Raw genomic sequence first — 12,421 nt, 5'->3', positions numbered from 1 at the left:
CCCAGTGACCGTCGTCGCTGGGGCACAGTTGCATTCAGGGCCTTCTCGGACCCAGGCAGGTTCAGGAGGGCGGGAACTGGCCGTCGGCAACCACGGCGCTGCCGTTCCACGTGAAGTTCACTATGTTCGGTCCGCCTTGGGGACAGCAGAATGCATCGTCGTCCAGCAGCCAACGGTATTGGACGGATACCGAATCCTTGTTGCTGTCGATGACGTGTGTGTACGAGTACGGCTCACTGGTAGCCGTGCCCAGGTATGTTCCGTCGTGGAAGAACAGGACGTGTGACTGGTAAGTCGCATCGCCGACGCCGTCGCCGTCCACCGAAACCCAGAGCAGGTCAGGACAATTCCCGATCTGTTCTTCGCTCGCGGATCTCGGTATCCAATTGCCCCCGTTGATGTCGGTGCCCAGCGTGCCGATGGCGTCGGTGACGAGCGAGGAGCCGACGTCGAGACAGGGACCCGAAGCGGGGATTGCTGTCGTAGTCGCCGTCGTGGATGCATTTGTGCGGGTGTTCGATTGCGGCGGGGGAGAGCTCGCTACCGTCGTCTCGGTTTCGTTTGCCGTCGATGTCGCCGACGCCGTTGAACTGGCTGCCGTGGAACTCGCCGCCGCTTCAGGTGTTCCTTCGGTCGACCCACAACCGGCGACCGTCAGGGCAGTGGCCGTCACCAGTGCAGCGGCTGCGACGGCGGCCGAAATCGGAGCTTTCCTGCGCATGCGTCCTCCAGAGTGTATGGGTTCACGTGTTCAAGTCCCTCCTTCGTTCTGTCGCCGGGCCGCATGCGTGCGTTATCGAACAACCGGTAACGATCAGCTATCGGACTCGGCGTTCCGTGCTTCGGTGCTCTTGGCCCCGGCCGCGTCGTATCGCACGGATCCAGCAACGACGGTCATCGCAATCTCTGTGGTCAGGAGAGAATCGACCCCTTCGGTGAACGGATCTTGTTTCAGTACGACAAAATCGGCTGCTTTACCCCGAACCAGCTGGCCGGTCACATCTTCCCACCGGCACGAGTAGGCAGCGTCGCGAGTTGCGTGAGCCAGCGCGTCCGCGAGGGGGAGTGCGTACTTCGGCAGGTTGGGTGCCAGTGACGGATCGATTGCGGATCGACGGGTGGTGGCGATGAACATGTTCGGCAGCGGCGGGTGGGGAGCGGTCGGAGCGTCCGAACCCAACGCCAGAACCGCTCCGGCCTCGGTGAATTCGGGCCAGGGGTACGCGCGATTGACCCGGTAGTCGCCGAGCATCGCCTGCCAGTTCTCCTGGATTGCAGGGTCAGCGTGAACCGGTTGCATCGAGGCGATGATTCCCAGGCGGGCAAGCCTTTCGACGTTGTCCCGGGTGATGGACTCCAAGTGTTCCATTCGGTGCCTGCGGGGAATGTCTCCGTTGGCGGCGATCGCGTACTCGAGTGCCGTCAATCCGATCTCCGACGCCTCGTCGCCGATCGCGTGCATCGCGATCTGCAGGCCTGCGGCGTCAGCGGCTGTCACGACGGGGATCAAGGATTCGAGATCCCAGATGGGCTCGGCGTTGGTGCCGTCCGAGTACGGCTCTTTCATTGCGGCAGTGCAGCTGTCGATCACACCGTCGATGATGATCTTGATTCCGGCGATACGGAGCCACGGACCTTGGACACGCTCGTGGAGTTCGATTGCGTCGTGAACTTGTCGGACGTTGTCGGCCTCATTGTCCTCGCGGGTCATCAGCCAATGAGCCGCGACGCGCAGCGGCAGTGTTCCGTCTCCTGCGTCCAATGCTCTTTCCAGCGAGGCTAATTCGTCCGCGCCGAGAGCCATGTCGACCGCACCGGTCACGCCGTCCTCGAGATAGTGGCGGAAGGTGAGAGCGAGGGCGGCGTCCCGGTCTTCGTCGGATGCGAGCTCCGCCAGTTTCGGCCAGACGTAGAGCATCATGGCGGTCTCGTACAGCATTCCGGTGGCTTCTCCGGTGTCCGGATCCCGGCCGATACGACCGCCGATCGGATCGGGAGTGTCCGCGTCGATGCCGAGTTCTCGCAGTGCTGCAGTGTTCACCCAGACCGAATGTACGTCGTTGGCGTCGAGGTACACCGGGCGATCGGGTACGACGGCGTCGATCATCTCTCGCGTCGGGTGCCCTCCATCCAGCGCGGAGAACAACCAACTGCGACCCAGCAGTCGTGGTGCGTCCGGGTTCGATTCCGCGAATTGCTTGATGCTGGACTGAATGTCGGCGAGATCGGCGGCATCACGCAGATCCAACTTCTGCAGCGCGAATCCCATCATCACCAAATGCGTATGGGCGTCGACGAAACCGGGTAGCACGACGGCACCTTCGAGATCGATCACCTCGGCGTCTGGAGCCAGGATATCGGCATAGACGGTTTCGCCCACGAATCTGAGCTTGTGGTCCTCGACGACTATCGACTCGGCCCATCCGTCGTCGGCAGCCGTGAAGATCTTTCCGTTGCGGTAGTGAGTGATGCTGTCATTCATGACTTCTACGTGATCCTTACGCGATGACGGTAGTAGTGATGGCGGCGCTGTGGTGACGATACGCACCTTCGGTACGTGCGGAGAGTCGGGAAACCAAGGCGAACGGGCCCAGTAGAACGAAGCTGATCCCCGAGATGATGACTCCGAAGGTCGGATACCCGAGGCCGGCCGTCACCGAAGTTCCGAACAGCGGCGCGAACGCGGAGCCGATGAGGTAGGTGCCCAGTAGTGGCGCCGACCATCGGCCGGCCGCGTCGAGCGCGGCCGAGATGGCAACCAGGACGATGAACGTGGCCGCGTAGATCGTGTTCCAAGCGATGACCACTACCAGGTAGATCGTGGGATCGGTGGTGAGGCCGGCAGACAGCTTCAGAATTGCCCCGAGTATCAGTAGCACGGAGATCGATACTGTCCGACTGACCCGAGAACCCAACGCGGTCAAGGTAACAGCCGCGAGCACACCACCCGCCGTTGATGCGCTCAGTGCGAGACTCATTTGTTGATCCGAGAGCCCGGCGTGCTCGGAACCCATGATGCCGAGTACTGCCCACAACGAGTCCTCGCTGATCGCCCAGACTGCAAGCATCGCGAGAAATGCGGTTCCGGCAAAAGTGAGTCGTTTCGCGCTGACCCCGGCGGGGAGAGCTGTGGTCGTATTGGCGGACTTCGCCGTCTCCGGCGACTCTTTCACCGGGGACGACGGCAACCAGGTGACCGTTGCTGCGGTAGCCAGTGCCAGGACTGCGACGATGCCGAATGCGTTGGTCATGTGTGTGCCGAGGATGGGTATGAGAGCGAGGACGGCTGTGACGACGACACGGTTCACGAGGCCGCTGATGCTTGACGCCCGGTCCGGGTTCGTGAGCGCGGCCAGTGCCGCTCCGCCAACGGATGCGGATCCACCAGCGCCGATACCGCCGACGATGATCGCGGCGCATGCGATCGTCGTGGACGGTGCGATGGCCGCAACGCCGAATGCGGCTGCCATCGCGATCAGGCTGACGCGGCCGAGGAGATGGCGATGCCGGCCCGAGGCGATTCGGGTGGTGGCGATGCCGGCCCGAGGCGATTCGGGTGGTGGCGAGGCAGGTGACGGCGCAGACCAGCAGCGATGCGGTCAGAACGGCACCGGCAGCGGATTCGGTGACACCAAGGTCCTCGACCATTGCCACGATCATCAGGGGGATGAGGTTCGCGGTGATGAACCCCATGACGCCGATACTGAAGACGGCAATCCCGCGGTTGGCGGTGAGTGGAACCCGGTCGGACTGCGTATTCGTCGAAGCGTTGATCGGCACTAGGGCAACCCCATGTCCTGAAGGGGGTGGCTGAACCGACCCCTGGTGGCGTGATGCGAGTCACTTAATGAATGTGATTCGTTAAGTATGGGGATGGGCTCCGCCACGGTCAAGAGATCTAACGAATTTGATTCGTTAATTGTATGTTTCCGGATACGTGCTTCCGTAAAGTGGCGTCGCCGGTCTGTTTCCTGTTGTGAGGCTTATGCTTCCGCAATGGCTGAGATTGCGGAACGCACCCGCTACTTCGAGCGCTACGTCACTTTCATCGACGCGATTGTCGCCATTGCGATCACGCTGCTCGTCCTGCCGCTGGTCGAACTCACCAGTGACCACCACGGCACCACGTCAGAACTGCTGCGCGATCACGCTGCGCAGTTCTACTCGTTCGCCCTGAGCTTTCTGGTGATCTTCCGGCTCTGGTGGTCGCAGCATCGGCTGCTTCGTTTTGTGGTCGACGCGGACAAGGTGGTCGTTCGCGGACTGGGGTTGTGGGTGATGACCATCGTGTTCCTGCCCTTCCCGACAGCGCTCGTTGCAGCGCCGTCGCAGGATCTCGGGACCAGGGCTCTCTACATCGGGACAATGGCAGCCAGTGCTGCGTGCCTGGCGGTGGTCGCGTGGGGTCTGGTCCGCAACCCGTCGTTGAGCGAAGAGAATGCGAAGCCGCATTTCACCGCTGAAATCGTCACTTTCCTGATCATGGTGGTGGCGCTGCTCGTCAGTGTGCTCGTTCCGGTGACGTCGTACTTCCCGCTGTTTCTTCTCCTGCTGTCGACGCCGATCGAGAAGCTGTGGAACCGAGTGGCGGCGAAATGGAGTCGCGGTGAAGGTGAGATGAGCTAGTCGGCGCGAGCGGTCATCGCGGATTTCTTGGCTTTGTTTCCGCAGATGTTCATCGAGCACCAGCGTCGGTTGTTGCCGCGACTGGTGTCGACGTAGAGGCCGGTGCACCCGTCGCCCTGGCAGGCTTTGACGCGGTCCCGGTCGGCTCCACCGAGCACCGCGATCGCGTCGGCAGCCACTATCGACAAAGCGTCACGGATCGGATTGTCTCCGGCTGATTTCCAGAGGGCCCGGCCACTCTCGAGGACGAGGTGGGCATCACCGAGCTCGGATGCGGTGTTGACGATCCCGACATCGGTGCGTGAGGCACGGCGGTTCTCGCATACGGCGGTTCCGATGCGATGAATGGCCTCACGTAAATCCTGCGCGCCGCGGAGGTCGTCTTCTGTCGCGGTTGCGGGGGCGCCCATCAGATCGTTGGCGCGTAACCATAATTCGAGTCGCTGCGGGCTCGTGAGTCGTTCGAACCTCGAGCCGTTCCGATTGGTGAGGGTGGCGGTGAAGCGGAAGGCGAGCGTGTCGTTGTCGAGTCGAAACACGTCCCGAGCGGATTGATCAGCTCCTGCTTCGTTCACTTTCGTCCTCCTTCGTGGCGAACCATCTCAACCGGTTCGACAGCAACTGTACCCGTATGAGAGTCTTGAACCGTCTTAGATGGTTCAGCACTTTCGAGAGGGAAATCCATGACTTCTGTTTCCGTGGTCGGCTTGGGTGCGATGGGTCGTCCCATCGCTCGAAATCTACTGGGCGCAGGCTTCGACGTGACGGTGTGGAATCGCAGCCCTGAAGCGGTAGCCGAACTGGTCGAGGAAGGGGCGAGCGGCGCGAAAACCGTTGCCGAGGCATTCCAGTCCGGTGTTGTGCTGTCGATGTTGGCAGATGATTCGGCCGTGTCTTCGGCCATTCTGGATCCCGCCGTCCTCGCATCCGTTCCGAGTGGAACCGTGCACGTCAACATGGCCACCGTCAGCGTCGACCTTGCCAAGCGCGCCGCCGCACTGCACGCCGAGTACGGCATCGGGTACATCGCGGCGCCGGTGTTCGGACGCGTTTCTGTTGCTCAGGCTGGCCAGTTGAACATCATCGCCGCCGGCGACAGTTCCCTCCTCGAGCGAGTGCAACCCTTCCTCGACGTCATCGGTGCTCGCACGTGGCCACAAGGTGAGCGTCCGGAGCAGGCCAACATCGTCAAGATCATCGGCAATTACCTCATCCTCGCCGCGATTCAATCCTTGGGCGAGGCAATCACATTGGGGGAGAGGTCCGGTGTGGACGGAAGCCAACTCGTAGAACTGCTGACCTCGACGATCTTCCCGGGGCCGGTCTACTCCAGCTACGGAAACCTCGTCGCGATGCGTCAGTACGAGCCTGCAGGATTCACCACAGCTCTGGGCCTCAAGGATTTGAGGCTTGCGCTCGACGCCGCCGACAGCGTCGATCTGGATTTGCCGTTCGGTGGCGTACTTCGAGGCGTGCTCGCTCAGGCTCTGGCGAACGGTCAGGGCGAGATGGACTGGGCGTCTATTGCAGAACTGGTCCGTTCCGGCCAGTCGGGTGAAGGCAGTCCCGAAACACCGACGAGGTGAGCTCGAACTCGGACGGGACGGCGACTTCGGCACTGGCGGAGACCGATTCCGTCCGGACACTACCGCTGGCCGGGTTGTCGGCACTCGCAATGGCAGGCTTCATAGCGATCACAACCGAAACCATGCCGGCCGGACTACTGGTGCAGATCGGGTCAGGGTTGTCCGTATCGGTCTCCGGCGCAGGGCAATTGGTCATCGCATACGCATTGGGTTCCGTCGTCGGGGCGGTACCACTGATCGCATTGACCCGAGGATTGCGACGGCGTGCTGTCCTGGTGTCGGCGATTCTGGGGTTCGGTGTCTTCAATCTGGTGACAGCGCTTTCGTCGAATCCGGTTCTCACCTTGGGTGTTCGGTTTCTGGCCGGTATGGCGGCAGGTGTGGTGTGGGGGTTGCTTGCCGGGTACGCACGCAGGATGTCGCCCCCTCACCTGCAGGGGCGGGCCATTGCGGTTGCCTCCGTCGGACAGCCGATCGCGTTGGCAATCGGCGTTCCGATGGGGGCGTGGCTCGGGACCCTGGCCGATTGGCGCGTCGTCTTCGCCGTGATGTCGGTTGCTGCGCTACTTCTGGTCGCGTGGATACTCACGGTGATGCCGGACTTTCCCGGGCAACAAGCGGATCGGCAGCTGCCGGTGCGGAAAGTCCTGGTCCTGCCTGGCGTACGACCTATTCTGTTTGTCGCGTTCTTGTGGATCCTCGCGCACAACATCGTGTACACGTATCTGGCGGCGTTTCTGGATCGCATCGGTTTCGGCGATCGGTTGGGAATCGTCTTGTTCGTGTTCGGACTTTTCGCCTTCGTGGGCATAGGTGTGGTCGGGGTGTTTGTCGACCGGGCCCTTCGAAGTCTCACCGTGCTGAGCTTGGTGGTCTTTGCCGCAGCTTTGACGGCGTTGGGCGTCGGCGGTGACAGCTTCGCAGTGATCGCACTCAGCGTTGCGGCATGGGGCGTGGCATTCGGAGGCGCTCCCACTCTCCTTCAGACGGCGCTCGCGGATACGACGGGCGACGTGTGGACACTGCGCAATCGGTTTTCGTGACGATCTTCAATTCGGCGATCGCAGCGGGCGGCGTCGTGGGCGGGCTGATCTTGGCGGACAGGGGTGCGGGAGCATTGCCGTTGGTTTCGCTGGTGCTGATCGTCGTCGGTGTTCTTGTGGCCAGTATCCGACAATTCGGACATAGCTTGTGATTCACTTCACGCATGCGAAAGTCATTGCTGGTGGTTGCGCTCGTTGCTACGTGGTTTGTCGCCGGAGCGATGCCCGCGGGGGCTGCGGATGCGAATTGGTCCGGTGATTACTCGCTCAAGCGTTTCGCCGCGACCAAGACGGGCACAAGTCTGGCCGCCAGCCAGTGGGAGCCGGATTTCTCCGATACCTACACGTTCGAGACGGATTGCTCGAGCGGAGTCTGTATCGCCACAGTGGTCGGCGGTCCGGCTCCCGCCAATCCGACGTTGCCGCAGCCTGCTCGATACACCTGGGACGGAACCAGTTGGGTGCACCCCTATGACTGGGAGTGGGATTGCTACCAGGGGGAGGGCGTGCCCAAGGTGTGGGCAGCGGCGCACTCCGAGGCGTATTACACGCCTCAGCCCGATGGCAGTCTGAAAGGTTCGTGGCGTACCGACATCAAGAGTGGTCCCTGCGCGGGATCGGTGATCATGCGCGTCGAGGCGCACCCGGTCGGTCGGTCTACCGGATCTTTCGGTAGTTGAGAACGATCGGCGACTGGATGGTGTTGAAACAAATCTGAGGCGGCGGGAATTGATCGAGCCCCATGCACGTTAATTGAGTCAGTAACGCTCAACTTTCTGCAAGGAGGCTTCGGAATGCCAGCATTCTTCGGGCCCGAGGGTCCCGGTCGCATCGATATTTCCCGGCTCATGAGCAGGGCCACCCAGCAACTCATGGCTGACGCTGCACGTGTAGCGGCTGCTCGCGGTGATTCGGATCTCGATGCACTGCACGTTCTCCGCGTCATGGCGGAGCAGGATCCGGTCCGCACGCTCATGCAGCGCGCCGGAGCCGACCCGAAATCCGTGGTCGACGCCGTCGACCTGCGGCTGCCACAAGGCCGTGAGCAGGGGGGCTACTCTGCTCCTGCGCTCAGCAGTGCCGTGAAAACCGCTCTACTCGAGGCTCATCAACTGGCCCGAGCCCTGGGATCGACGTACATCGACCCCGAACATCTCTTCATCGCCCTGGCCGGTGACCCCGATCATGTTCCGGGTCGTCTGCTCGCTTCGGCCGGCATCACGCCGGAGAAGCTGCAGGCAGCGGTTCAGAATCCCGCAGCCGGTCCAGTCGAAGACGAGTCCACCACACCGACGCTCGACAAGTACGGCATCGATCTCACCGATCGCGCCCGCAACGGCGGCGTCGATCCGGTGATCGGCCGCGCCGACGAGATCGAACAGACCATCGAGATCCTCTCCCGCCGCACCAAGAACAACCCGGTCCTGGTGGGTGAGGCCGGCGTCGGCAAGACTGCCATCGTCGAAGGTCTCGCCCAGCGCATCGTCGACGGGGATGTCCCGGAATCGTTGGTGGGCAAGAAGATCGTCCAGCTCGAACTCTCGAGCATGGTCTCGGGTACCCGTTACCGCGGTGACTTCGAGGAACGGCTGACCAAGGTGATCGACGAGATCACCGCACACAAGGACGAGCTGATCGTCTTCATCGACGAGATGCACACCATCGCCGGTGCCGGAGGCGGCGCAGACGGTGCGATGGACGCCGGAAACATCCTCAAGCCCAAGCTCGCTCGCGGTGAACTGCACATCGTCGGCGCCACCACGCTCGACGAATACCGCAAGAACATCGAGAAGGATCCCGCGCTCGAGCGGCGCTTCCAGCCCGTACAGGTCGGAGAGCCGTCGATCGAGGACGCAATCGCGATCTTGAGCGGACTGCGCAGTCGGTACGAGGATCACCACAAGGTGCACTACACCGACGAGGCGATCACCGCTGCGGTGGAGCTGTCGGCACGTTACATCGGCGACAGGTTCTTGCCGGACAAGGCAATCGACCTGATCGACCAGGCCGGCGCCAGGCTTCGCTTGAAGACGGCCACGGTAGACACCGCTGCGCTGCAGCAGCGTCTCGAGCAGCTCGAGAGCGACAAGGAAAAAGCCGTCGCCGACGAGTTGTACGAGAAGGCGTCGACCCTGCGTGACGAGATCAACGGCGTCGCAAAGCGTCTCGAGAAGGCAGGATCCTCGGTTCCTTCCGAGGAAACGCCGGACGTGACCGCTGAACAAATCGCCGAAGTTGTCGCTCGCGCAACGGGTATTCCGGCAAGCCAGATGACTCAGGCAGAGAAAGATCGCCTGCGCCGTCTGGAAGAGGAACTGCACGGTCGTGTCATCGGGCAAGATGACGCCGTTCGCGCAATCGCGCGTGCCGTGCGTCGTAGCCGTACCGGTATGAGCGATCCGGATCGTCCCGTCGGTAGCTTCCTGTTCCTCGGACCCACTGGCGTCGGCAAGACGGAGCTCGCAAAAGCTCTGGCTGCCACACTCTTCGGAGACGAGAACAAGATGCTGCGCTTCGACATGAGTGAGTTCGGTGAGAGGCACACGGTCAGCCGATTGGTCGGTGCTCCTCCCGGATACGTCGGCTACGGCGAGGCCGGACAGCTCACGGAACAGGTGCGTCGTAACCCGTACTCGGTGATCCTGCTCGACGAGATCGAAAAGGCACACCCGGACGTGTTCAACACCTTGCTCCAGGTGCTCGACGACGGGCGTCTGACCGACGGTCAGGGTCGGACGGTGGACTTCAAGAACACCGTCGTGATCATGACCAGCAATCTCGGCTCGGACATCATCTCGAGCAAGTCCGGTGGACTCGGCTTCACCACGGGTGATGCAGAGTCGGCGGAGAAGCCACTGCGCGACCGCGTGATGGCCAGGTTGCGCGAATCGATGCGGCCGGAGTTCCTCAACCGTATCGACGAGATCGTGATCTTCCGCAAGCTCGACACCGAGCAACTGCACCGGATTACTGATCTGCTGCTCGACGACAGCCGGAAGCGGCTGCAGTCCAAGGGCATCGAGATCGAGTTCACTGCCGACGCGGTGGACTGGATCGCCGAGCACGGGCATCAGCCCGAGTTCGGGGCTCGCCCGTTGCGTCGTTCGATTCAGCGTGTGGTCGACGACAAGATCGCCGACATGCTGCTCGACGATCTCCTCGAAGAGGGCGGCAGTATCACCGTCGCGGTTGACGAGGGTGAGTTGGTGTTCAGCTAGGAGGGGCACAGCCCCCGTGAGCGGTTAGGGAGTCCCAGGACTCCCTAATCGCTCACAGGCGCGCAGCGCCCAAAATCTCCGCCGCCAGGGCATCGTTATGCCGGAAGAACCCTGCATTGGTACGGGGACGAGGGAAAGCCGCCGACCAGTTATGGCCTGCAACCCACGGCCCGGCCGCGAAGCGGCGGGGATGAGCAGTGTTGTTCCGGTCGAGAATTCGTGAAGTACCGTCGACGGCGAGCTTCGCCGAACTGTCCACGGTCGCACGAAGTTCGACTGCCTCGCCCCGACGGTGAAGCGTCCGCAGGAGCAAGTCACCGCTCGCGCTGATGGAAGCAACCGGCAAGCGTGCTTCGACGAGGGTGTTCGCGGCCACGATGTCGGTGTGCGACGCACTGCGCGCGACAAAGATCCCAGCCCCCGTTGCCGGGTCGATCTCGGTGGAGAACACCGAATCCGGCCCGAGGAACTGGACGATGCCCGCCTCGTTGAGGGCGATCAACTGTTCCAGTCGCTCGGGTGGCGGACCACTGGCGATGAAGCTGAAGAACGAATGAAGCCAACCCTCGACGTCCTTGGCGACGGATTCGGCCGGGATTCTGCCGCGCCGCAACAATTCTCCGACGGTCATGTACGTCGACAGCAGCGCTGAGAAGACAGCCGCGTCGGCGCTGAAATACGGGTCCGACCTCCGCGCGACATCTGCCGAGATGTATTCGGTGATCCGGGATTGGACCTCGGCAAGCCCGTCGTAGCGCTCACCGCCGAGTGGGCGGTTCAGCCGCTCGAGATCGATACGGTCTTCCGGCTTCGGGACTGCGTTCTCGACCAGTTCCTGCAATCGAGGCGATCCCCAGGCCAGCGAGGCGAATTCGGCGTCAAACTCCTCCCAGGTGCCCACTGTCCGATCCGGGTGAGATGCGAACAGCTCGTGATAGTGGGCGCCTGCCAGTTCTTTCGACGCCAAGGGCCAGATGTCGTTTCGGAAATCCAACGGTCCGTCGCCGGGAACGAGATCAGCGGTGAAGAACCGCGGTAGCGGTGGCCGTGCGTCAGCGATCGAGTACGAAATCTTGGAGTGATACGGCACTCCGCGACGAGATCCGGCATACAACAGGGGTTCCCGACCCGAGGGAGCGTAAGTGAGGATGCCGTCTTCACCGCGTTCGAAGATGCCGCCACGGCTCTCGGCGAGGAGAACCATCCAGTCGATGAAAGCCAGCCCGAGTCCGGCGATCAGAACCGGTTCGCCTTCGGGAATGACATCGGCGTCGAGGTCGGCAGTGTAGCCCGGACCCACATACGTCAACCCGTGATCGGACGCGAAGCTGGTCAGCGCGGTTTCGCGTGGGGCAGGCAACGCATCGGGGTGCCCTTGTGCGAGAAGGACGGTCGTCGCGTCGATGACAGCTCCGTCGTCCAGATGAACCGTCTGTGTCTCGCCGACGTTCACGATGTCGACCACGGATCGTCGATGAACTCGAACGTCGACGTGCGCTGGCGCGGAGTCGACTGCAGTCTCGAACACCCAGTTCAGGTATCGGCTCTGCAGTGACCTCGATGCAAACGACGACGGGGTGATCGTCGGAACTTCTGCTGCGATTTCTGGGAATTCGGCAAGCTCAGCCGAGCGCTCGGCGACCCATTCCGCGAGGGTCGGACCCGGCAGCACCGGGCCGATCACGGCGGTGGTCTCGTCGGTGAACATCGTGACGTCCGCTGTTGTCGAATTCATCCACAGAAGCGGCGCCTGGCTGCCTCGCCAAATACGGCCGGCGCCTGCCGGATACGGGTCGACAACGTGAATGTCGATCGGTGTGGGATCGGCGTTCACCGATTCGTGAGCGAGGATCCGCTCGAGTACGCCGGTCCCGCGGGGTCCACCACCCACGATCACGATGACAGCTGCTGTCCCCACTGAGGTACGGGGTCGATCGCCTGGCACGAG

The 12,421-nt window shown here is 62.4% G+C and carries 12 protein-coding genes; 7 read left to right on the top strand and 5 right to left on the bottom strand.

Translation table 11 applies throughout. The features are described 5' to 3' along the window. Positions 1-61 precede the first annotated feature (61 nt). From QRN54_RS11080 to QRN54_RS11070, 3 genes are all read right to left on the bottom strand, one after another. Positions 62-721 carry an LppP/LprE family lipoprotein gene (locus tag QRN54_RS11080; RefSeq protein ID WP_003940243.1) on the bottom strand — a complete coding sequence of 220 codons (660 nt, stop codon included), beginning with the start codon at positions 719-721 and terminating at the stop codon, positions 62-64. Between the two features lie 93 nt (positions 722-814). Further along, complete coding sequence (locus QRN54_RS11075; RefSeq protein ID WP_285182031.1) at positions 815-2,482, bottom strand: amidohydrolase; 1,668 nt, start codon at positions 2,480-2,482, stop codon at positions 815-817. A gap of 16 nt (positions 2,483-2,498) precedes the next feature. Further along, positions 2,499-3,470 carry an MFS transporter gene (locus QRN54_RS11070; protein ID WP_285182030.1) on the bottom strand — a complete coding sequence of 324 codons (972 nt, stop codon included), beginning with the start codon at positions 3,468-3,470 and terminating at the stop codon, positions 2,499-2,501. Here QRN54_RS11070 and QRN54_RS11065 point away from each other — a divergent pair. Further along, positions 3,442-3,783 carry a hypothetical protein gene (locus tag QRN54_RS11065; protein WP_285182029.1) on the top strand — a complete coding sequence of 114 codons (342 nt, stop codon included), beginning with the start codon at positions 3,442-3,444 and terminating at the stop codon, positions 3,781-3,783. The genes QRN54_RS11070 and QRN54_RS11065 overlap by 29 nt on opposite strands. A gap of 213 nt (positions 3,784-3,996) precedes the next feature. Next, positions 3,997-4,626 (top strand): TMEM175 family protein, encoded by a 630-nt coding sequence (locus QRN54_RS11060; RefSeq protein ID WP_030535295.1) that lies wholly within the window; start codon positions 3,997-3,999, stop codon positions 4,624-4,626. Here the strand turns inward: QRN54_RS11060 and QRN54_RS11055 are convergent. After that, positions 4,623-5,201, bottom strand: coding sequence for a CGNR zinc finger domain-containing protein (locus QRN54_RS11055; protein ID WP_054827153.1), 579 nt, complete (start codon positions 5,199-5,201; stop codon positions 4,623-4,625). The two genes, QRN54_RS11060 and QRN54_RS11055, sit on opposite strands and share 4 nt — an antisense overlap. A 108-nt stretch (positions 5,202-5,309) precedes the next feature. Between QRN54_RS11055 and QRN54_RS11050 the strand changes: the two genes are divergently transcribed. From QRN54_RS11050 to QRN54_RS11030, 5 genes are all read left to right on the top strand, one after another. After that, entirely contained in the window at positions 5,310-6,212 is a 903-nt protein-coding gene (locus QRN54_RS11050; RefSeq protein ID WP_285182028.1) for an NAD(P)-dependent oxidoreductase, read from the top strand. After that, positions 6,209-7,255 carry an MFS transporter gene (locus tag QRN54_RS11045; protein ID WP_285182027.1) on the top strand — a complete coding sequence of 349 codons (1,047 nt, stop codon included), beginning with the start codon at positions 6,209-6,211 and terminating at the stop codon, positions 7,253-7,255. The genes QRN54_RS11050 and QRN54_RS11045 overlap by 4 nt, the downstream gene beginning before the upstream one ends. Continuing rightward, positions 7,252-7,407: a hypothetical protein gene (locus QRN54_RS11040; protein WP_285182026.1), complete on the top strand. Its 156-nt coding sequence runs from the start codon at positions 7,252-7,254 to the stop codon at positions 7,405-7,407. Before QRN54_RS11045 ends, QRN54_RS11040 begins: the two co-directional genes overlap by 4 nt. 12 nt (positions 7,408-7,419) lie before the next feature. Beyond that, the gene (locus QRN54_RS11035) at positions 7,420-7,935 is read left to right on the top strand and encodes an Rv2253 family sensor-like surface protein (protein WP_285182025.1); all 516 of its coding nucleotides are present in this window, start codon (positions 7,420-7,422) and stop codon (positions 7,933-7,935) included. Positions 7,936-8,049: 114 nt separating this feature from the next. Beyond that, positions 8,050-10,473, top strand: coding sequence for an ATP-dependent Clp protease ATP-binding subunit (locus QRN54_RS11030; RefSeq protein ID WP_058037788.1), 2,424 nt, complete (start codon positions 8,050-8,052; stop codon positions 10,471-10,473). A gap of 52 nt (positions 10,474-10,525) precedes the next feature. Here the strand turns inward: QRN54_RS11030 and QRN54_RS11025 are convergent, their stop codons facing one another. After that, a complete protein-coding gene (locus tag QRN54_RS11025; RefSeq protein WP_285182024.1) occupies positions 10,526-12,418 on the bottom strand; it encodes an FAD/NAD(P)-binding protein in 1,893 nt (630 codons plus the stop codon). Positions 12,419-12,421: the final 3 nt, after the last annotated feature.

Source organism: Rhodococcus sp. MEB032, from assembly GCF_030208925.1.
Lineage (GTDB): Bacteria > Actinomycetota > Actinomycetes > Mycobacteriales > Mycobacteriaceae > Rhodococcus_F > Rhodococcus_F qingshengii.
Note: the sequence above shows the minus strand (reverse complement) of the source record. Positions and strands in the feature narration are given on the sequence as shown.

What these genes read in the sequence shown, in the direction of transcription:
- QRN54_RS11080 (WP_003940243.1), bottom strand. Translation starts at nt 721, where the DNA reads ATGCGCAGGAAAGCTCCGATTTCGGCCGCCGTCGCAGCCGCTGCACTG.
- QRN54_RS11075 (WP_285182031.1), bottom strand. Translation starts at nt 2,482, where the DNA reads ATGAATGACAGCATCACTCACTACCGCAACGGAAAGATCTTCACGGCT.
- QRN54_RS11065 (WP_285182029.1), top strand. Translation starts at nt 3,442, where the DNA reads ATGGCCGCAACGCCGAATGCGGCTGCCATCGCGATCAGGCTGACGCGG.
- QRN54_RS11070 (WP_285182030.1), bottom strand. Translation starts at nt 3,470, where the DNA reads ATGGCAGCCGCATTCGGCGTTGCGGCCATCGCACCGTCCACGACGATC.
- QRN54_RS11060 (WP_030535295.1), top strand. Translation starts at nt 3,997, where the DNA reads ATGGCTGAGATTGCGGAACGCACCCGCTACTTCGAGCGCTACGTCACT.
- QRN54_RS11050 (WP_285182028.1), top strand. Translation starts at nt 5,310, where the DNA reads ATGACTTCTGTTTCCGTGGTCGGCTTGGGTGCGATGGGTCGTCCCATC.
- QRN54_RS11035 (WP_285182025.1), top strand. Translation starts at nt 7,420, where the DNA reads ATGCGAAAGTCATTGCTGGTGGTTGCGCTCGTTGCTACGTGGTTTGTC.
- QRN54_RS11030 (WP_058037788.1), top strand. Translation starts at nt 8,050, where the DNA reads ATGCCAGCATTCTTCGGGCCCGAGGGTCCCGGTCGCATCGATATTTCC.